The sequence below is a fragment of the Bradyrhizobium sp. LeoA1Lang genome (assembly GCF_055413685.1).
On the sequence record NZ_JBVAPG010000558.1, the window covers coordinates 1 to 337 of the forward strand.

Annotated in this window: 1 protein-coding gene; it reads left to right on the forward strand. The window is 68.2% G+C overall.

Features of this window, described 5'->3' with window-relative positions:
* The coding region (locus tag ACZYOF_RS44495; protein WP_463719685.1) for an SDR family oxidoreductase at positions 1–275 on the forward strand (275 nt) is incomplete at its 5' end.
* Positions 276–337 lie beyond the last annotated feature (62 nt).

Genomic DNA, 337 nt, shown 5'->3' on the forward strand with positions numbered 1-337 from the left:
TGGAAGCCGCGGGGCGCCGGGCGTTGCCGGTGCGCGCGGATAGCGCGGATCCGGAGCAGGTGGCACAGCTCTTCGCGGCGATCGACCGGGAGTTCGGCCGGATCGATGTGCTGGTGAACAACGCTGCAGTCCTTGCGCGGCAGTCCCGGCTGGAGGATCTCGGTTTCGAGCGGATGCAGCGGATCTTCGCCGTCAACGCGATCGGCCCCATCTCTGCGCACAGCAGGCCGCGAAGCGGATGTCCTATCGTCACAACGGGCGGGGCGGCTCCGTGATCAACGTCTCATCGGCGTCGGCCCGGCTCGGCAGTCCGGGTGAATATGTCGACTACGCCGCG